The sequence below is a fragment of the Psychroserpens sp. genome, assembly GCF_047633235.1.
In the GTDB taxonomy this organism is placed as follows: Bacteria; Bacteroidota; Bacteroidia; order Flavobacteriales; family Flavobacteriaceae; genus Psychroserpens.
In genome coordinates this window covers 130,642-137,102 of sequence record NZ_JBLIET010000003.1, presented here as the reverse complement: position 1 = coordinate 137,102, position 6,461 = coordinate 130,642, and the positions used below count along the sequence as shown (strand labels likewise).

Annotated in this window: 5 protein-coding genes and 1 pseudogene; all 6 read left to right on the top strand. The window is 34.7% G+C overall.

The features are described from left to right. A pseudogene (locus tag ACJAZK_RS01900) lies at positions 1-325 on the top strand (ABC transporter substrate-binding protein); the annotation flags it as partial. Between the two features lie 52 nt (positions 326-377). Next, a complete protein-coding gene (locus ACJAZK_RS01895; protein ID WP_415222334.1) occupies positions 378-1,400 on the top strand; it encodes a FecCD family ABC transporter permease in 1,023 nt (340 codons plus the stop codon). After that, a complete protein-coding gene (locus ACJAZK_RS01890) occupies positions 1,400-2,194 on the top strand; it encodes an ABC transporter ATP-binding protein (RefSeq protein ID WP_415222333.1) in 795 nt (264 codons plus the stop codon). Before ACJAZK_RS01895 ends, ACJAZK_RS01890 begins: the two co-directional genes overlap by 1 nt. 132 nt (positions 2,195-2,326) lie before the next feature. Continuing rightward, positions 2,327-4,000 carry a tetratricopeptide repeat protein gene (locus ACJAZK_RS01885; RefSeq protein ID WP_415222332.1) on the top strand — a complete coding sequence of 558 codons (1,674 nt, stop codon included), beginning with the start codon at positions 2,327-2,329 and terminating at the stop codon, positions 3,998-4,000. Positions 4,001-4,017: 17 nt separating this feature from the next. Further along, a complete protein-coding gene (locus ACJAZK_RS01880; RefSeq protein WP_415222331.1) occupies positions 4,018-5,748 on the top strand; it encodes a tetratricopeptide repeat protein in 1,731 nt (576 codons plus the stop codon). Positions 5,749-5,793: 45 nt separating this feature from the next. Next, the gene (locus ACJAZK_RS01875) at positions 5,794-6,453 is read left to right on the top strand and encodes an SCO family protein (protein WP_415222330.1); all 660 of its coding nucleotides are present in this window, start codon (positions 5,794-5,796) and stop codon (positions 6,451-6,453) included. The last annotated feature ends 8 nt before the right edge of the window (positions 6,454-6,461 follow it).

Below are 6,461 nucleotides of genomic sequence, written 5' to 3'. Positions count from 1 at the left end.
GAGCGAGACTAAAGAAACAGGGAGTATTGCCTTAAGTTTTGAAGCTGTTTTTGACAAAGCTCAAAGGACCGATTTATGGTTGAGTCCATCCTATTACCCTAGCTACGAGGCTTTAGAGAAATCTAATGTTCATTATACCCAGTTTAGTGCATTTCAAGATAAAAAGATTTTTACATTTGCTAACACTACTGGTGAAACTGGAGGTGTTACCTATTATGAATGGGGAATGGCAAGACCAGATTTAGTACTTAAGGATATGATAAAAATTTGTCATCCAGAATTGTTGCAAGATTACGAAGCGACGTTTTTTAAGCCTTTGAATTAATTATTTGACTAGACCTCAAGGGCTTCAAAAACCTATGAGGTTTTTATAAAACATGACAACAAAACACGCTTATTCATTTATTTTTTTGGCACTACTATTAATGTTATGCTTTGTTGTGAATATTAGTTTAGGTTCTGTGAGTATTCCATTTACACAGGTATTCTATAGTGTTCTTGGACATTCAGAGAATGAATCTTGGCAATATATTATTCAGGATTATAGATTACCTAAAGCATTTACAGCCATTTTGGTTGGTTCTGGTTTAGGGATTTCAGGATTATTGATGCAAACCTTATTTCGCAATCCGTTAGCTGGACCTTTCGTTTTAGGGATTAGCTCTGGAGCCAGTTTAGGCGTAGCATTAGTTATTTTAGGTTCTGGATTATTTGGAGGCATTTTTGCGAGTTTATTGATATCAAAATGGAGTATTGTTATTGCAGCGAGTTTAGGAAGTTTTCTTGTTTTATTAGCTGTGTTACTCGTGTCCTCTAAAGTAAGAGACACAATGGCTATTTTAATTATTGGATTAATGTTTGGGAGCATTACAGCAGCAATAGTGAGTGTTCTCGCCTACTTTAGTTCTGCAGAACAATTACAACAATACATATTTTGGGGCTTTGGAAGTTTGGGCAACCTCTCATGGAATGAACTATTTATTTTCTTTTTGATTTATCTCCTTGGCCTCCTATTAGCCCTTTTTTCTATAAAAGCATTAAATACATTTTTACTTGGAGAAAACTATGCTAAAAGTTTAGGATTAAACGTTAAAAAAAGCAGGTTCATTATCATCATCGCTACAAGTTTATTAGCGGGAACCATCACTGCTTTTGCAGGACCAATTGCTTTTATTGGATTAGCAATTCCACATATGACCAGACAAGTTTTTAATACGTCCAATCATAAAATATTATTACCGGCAGTATTTTTATTTGGTGCCATCATAATGCTAATTTGTGATAGTATTGCACAATTACCATCAAGTGATTATACATTACCAATTAATGCAATTACATCCTTAATTGGCGCTCCTGTAGTCGTTTGGTTATTGGTAAGACAACGTAAAATGGTGTTTTAATGACAGACAACAACACACATAACATTCTAAAAACTAAGCACCTTTCTATTGGTTACCAAACCAAAAAAGCAACATCTGTTATCACAGATAACATCAACCTTGAATTAAAAAAAGGGGAACTCATTGGTCTTGTTGGAGCAAATGGTATTGGAAAATCTACACTATTAAGAACCTTGAGCATGATTCAAAAGCCTCTAGATGGTCTCATAGAAATAAACGATATTCCTCTTGAAAATTATACTGCTTTAGAATTAGCTAAAACAATGAGTTTGGTATTGACAGAGCAACTCATGTCTAAAAATCTTTCAGTTGAAGAACTCGTTGCTTTGGGCCGTCAGCCCTATACGAATTGGGTTGGCAATTTATCTGAGGTAGATATTTCCGCAGTGCATAAAGCCATAGACCAAACTAATCTTTCAGACTTAAAGCACCGCAAATGTTTTGAATTGAGTGATGGACAGCTACAAAAAGCAATGATTGCACGCGCTTTAGCTCAAAATACAGATTTAATTATTCTAGATGAACCAACGACCCATCTCGACATGTACCACAAAGCTTATATTTTAAAATTATTACAGAAACTGGCTAAAGACACCAATAAAACGATTCTATTTTCATCCCATGAGATCGATTTAGCTATTCAATTATGTGACACCATGATTGTTATGACTACTGACAAAGTTGTGTCAGATTCACCATGTCATTTGATAGAACAAGGTGTTTTTGAAACCTTATTCCCGAAAGATTTGATTGGTTTTGATAAAACTACTGGAAGTTTTAGAGTTAAAAAATGACAATTAACGTTCTTAATCTTACTATTTTAGATTACTTTTATATGGATTGAAAATCAGATTTTTAAAAAATTTCAATCCCTACTTTTTATAAACCGTTTTTAATCTTAACGAATTCTTCAAAATCATTAAGAGATGAAATTACTTAAAGTGTCATGTATCGCGTTAGTCTTGCTTATTTTTTCATGTAAAGACAATACTCCACAACCAAACCCAGCATTTTCATCACTCGATTTAAAAAGAGGAGAGATTTTACTTTGTGGTACGCCACAATTTGGAGAAGTGAGTTTTGCTTTAGACTGTCAATATGATGTTAGACAGGCTTTTGATTTAGCTATTTCTCTACTCCATTCTTTTGAATATACGGAAGCCGAAAAAGCATTTGTAAACGTTATTGATGCTGATCCAGAATGCGCAATGGCCTATTGGGGCGTTGCCATGAGTATTTATCATGAGCTTTGGGCTCCACCAGGGCCAAAAGAATTAAAAAAAGGAGCAGCACTTATAGACATTGCGGAATCCTTGCCAAAATCTGAACGAGCAAAACTTTATTTAAATGCATTAGGAACATTTTATAAAGATTGGGATACTAAAGATCATAAAACAAGAGAGCTATTATATGAAGAAAAAATGAAGCATATTTATAATAGCCAAAAAGAGGATACCGAAGCGGGTATATTTTATGCTCTAGCCATAACCTCAGCTGCAGACCCAAATGATAAAACATATTCCAGTCAGAAAAAAGCAGGCGCTATTTTGCAAAAACTTTTTGCAGCGCAGCCTAACCATCCTGGAATTGCACATTATGTCATTCACACTTATGATTATCCAGAGATTGCTAAAAATGCTTTAAAGACAGCCAGACGCTATGCAGAAATTGCTCCAGCTTCTGCCCACGCACAACATATGCCATCACATATTTTTACACGTTTAGGACTTTGGCAGGAATCTATTGACACCAATATCAATTCGGCTTCATCTGCTGTTTGTTACGCTGAAAGTGTAAACCCTAATGCTAGTTGGGCACAAGAAATTCATGCTGTAGATTATTTGGTATATGCTTATTTACAAATGGGAAATAATCTAAAAGCACAAGAATATTTAGATGAAATGAAAGAGGTCTCAGCTGTTTTTCCTAAACAGCATTTTGCGACCTCTTATGCTCTAGTTGCTATGCCAGTACGAATGGCTTTAGAAAACAAACAATGGGAAGACGCTTCTAACCTTAAGTTACCATCCATAGATTTCACATGGGAAACTTTACATTGGGAAACAGCAATGTTGCATTTTGGTAAAGCTCTAGGATATGCTCATATAGGAAATATTATTTCGGCAGAAAACGAATTATTGACACTTCGAGAATTACAAAAATCCTTAACAGAAGCCAAAGAAACGTATAGATCTGGTCAAGTAAACATTCAAGTCCATACCACTGAAGCATGGATTGAATTGGCAAAAGGCAACAATGATAAAGCGCTTTTGCTCATGAAAAAAGCAGTACTATTAGAGAACCAAACCTCAAAACATGCTGTAACACCAGGAGAAGTTTTACCAGCCGACGAACTTCTCGGAGATATGCTACTCGCCTTAAATAAACCTAAAGAGGCATTAGAAGCTTATGAAATAAGCCTAAAAGGACATCCAAATAGATTTAATGGCATTTTTGGTGCTGCAACAGCTGCCAAAGAAGTAGGAAATAAAGAAAAAACAACTTTGTATTTCAAACAACTTATCGAACTTAGTAAAGATTCTAATAGTGATCGTAGAGAATTAGCGCAGGCAAAAGCATATATAAAACAAACTATATAATATTTAAACTATAGATTATGAAATCGAAAGCAAACATCATTTTGATAGGTATTATAGTAGCAGTGCTGGTTTATTTTACAGGTAATAAACCTTTTATAGAAACACCACAGCCAGCGCCTAGACTAGCAATGAATTTTGTAAAATGCACCTCTGCAAAATTTTTATTAGAAGCTGTAGATACTACAAAACAGATTTCGCCACTTTTTGACAATCTTGGAAATCTTCATTTTTCAATTAGCACTAAAAACCAAAGAGCTCAAGCATTTTTTGATCAAGGCTTAAAATTATCATACGCCTTTAACCATGCTGAAGCGCATCGTTCGTTTATGGAGGCATCGCGATTAGATCCCAATGCAGCAATGACCTATTGGGGACAAGCCTTTACTCTAGGACCAAATATAAACGACCCACTTCCTATTGAAGAACGCAAAATTAAAATTAATGAGGCACTAGCTAAAGCGAAACAATTGTCATCAAAATCAAGTTTGAAAGAACAAGCACTCATAGCCGCGCTATCTGCTAGATACAGTACAGATTTAACAGCGGATATTGTAAAATTGAATATGAACTATATGCATGCTATGGCTAAAACCATAGAAAAATTCCCAGATGATGCTAATGTTCAAATTTTATATGCTGCATCAATTATGAATACTGTTCCTTGGAATTATTGGGATAGTAATGGAAATCCGTCACCAAACATTAAAGAAGCAAAAGCTGCCCTTGAGAAAGCCATGTTGCTTGAACCAGAAAATCCTGGTGGACATCACTATTATATTCACATGGTAGAACTTCCTTATCCTGACATAGGTGTTGAAAGTGCTGACAAATTAGCGTCTCTAATGCCTGGAGCTGGACATATTGTACACATGCCATCTCACATATACATTAGAGTTGGACGGTATAAAGATGCCGTTATTTCGAACCAAAAAGCAATTTTAGCTGATGAGGATTATATCTCTCAATGTTTTGCTCAAGGACTTTATCCGCTTGGATATTATCCACACAACATTCACTTTTTATGGTCCTCAGCGAGCTTATTAGGCGCTAGTGACATTGCGATTGATGCTGCAAAAAAAACAGCAGAGAAAGTACCAGTTGGCGAATTTTTAGAAATGACCTTTTTACAAGATTTTGCCTCTACACCAATGCTAGCATATACTAGATTTGGTAAATGGAATGAAATTTTAACCATTCCAGCTCCTAATCCAAAAATTAAGCATCTTAATCTTATGCGCCATTATGCAAGGGGAATTGCTTTTATAAGAAAAGGCAATATAGACGACGCACAAGAAGAATTAGATGCTATAGAGATTCTTAAAAATGATCCAGAATTAAAAACCTTAATCGCAACAGCAAATAATACTTCAATTCATGCCGCTAATATAGCTTTCGAAGTCGTTTCTGGAGAATTAGAAGCTTTGAAAGGAAATTTACTTCAAGCAATTGAACATCTCGAGAAAGCAGTAGTCTTTGAAGACGGATTAACATACACAGAACCAGCCGCATGGCATATTCCTACTAGACAAAACCTAGGATCCATATTATTAGATGCTGAAAACTATGAAGCTGCCGAAAAAATATACCGAGAAGACTTAGACATACTTAGACAAAATGGATGGTCTCTAATGGGATTATATAAAAGTCTTTTGGCTCAAGGAAAAAACAAAGAAGCACGTAGTATAAAAAAAGAGTTTGATAATGCTTGGAAAGATGCAGATATAGAAATAGACAATTCAGTACTTTAAAAAGTATAGTAATCCATTTTTTATAAACTCTTATAATTTAATTATATGTCCATAATAAAAGATAACAGATATACGGCTATACTTATTGTAACCTTGCTATTAGTGGTGGTTTACTTTTCTTATTCGCATCTATTTCCAACCCATACATTACCAATTTATAATCCTTCAAATTTTAATCCAGAATTGGTAGATAAAAGCCTTCAAAACAAAACCCAAAATCATAGGGTTTCAGATTTTGAGCTCATCAATCAAAACGGACAAGTCATCACTCAAAACCATTACAAGGATAAAATTTATGTCACAGATTTCTTTTTCACGCGCTGTGGGAGTATTTGTCCTATAATGACAGATAATATGACGAAAATTCAAGAGGAATTTATAGACAACGATGATATTATGTTTCTATCCTTGTCTGTTACTCCTGAAATAGATAGTGTTTCGGTACTTAAGGAATATGCAACAAACAAAGGTGTTATTGATTCGAAATGGAATATCACTACAGGTGACAAAAAACACATTTATGAATTAGCCCGTCAAAGTTATTTTGCAGTTGTTGAACAAGGTGATGGTGGCCTACAAGATTTTATTCACACGCCTAACTTTGTATTGATTGATAAAGAGAAACAAATTCGCGGTATTTATGATGGCACTAATGATCAAGACATTGAGCGTTTAATTGGCGATATTTATGTTTTAGAAAATTAGACATATCT

Bases quoted from the DNA above. Each gene is read 5' to 3' on its own strand.
- ACJAZK_RS01895 (WP_415222334.1), top strand. From the start codon at position 378: ATGACAACAAAACACGCTTATTCATTTATTTTTTTGGCACTACTATTA.
- ACJAZK_RS01890 (WP_415222333.1), top strand. From the start codon at position 1,400: ATGACAGACAACAACACACATAACATTCTAAAAACTAAGCACCTTTCT.
- ACJAZK_RS01885 (WP_415222332.1), top strand. From the start codon at position 2,327: ATGAAATTACTTAAAGTGTCATGTATCGCGTTAGTCTTGCTTATTTTT.
- ACJAZK_RS01880 (WP_415222331.1), top strand. From the start codon at position 4,018: ATGAAATCGAAAGCAAACATCATTTTGATAGGTATTATAGTAGCAGTG.
- ACJAZK_RS01875 (WP_415222330.1), top strand. From the start codon at position 5,794: ATGTCCATAATAAAAGATAACAGATATACGGCTATACTTATTGTAACC.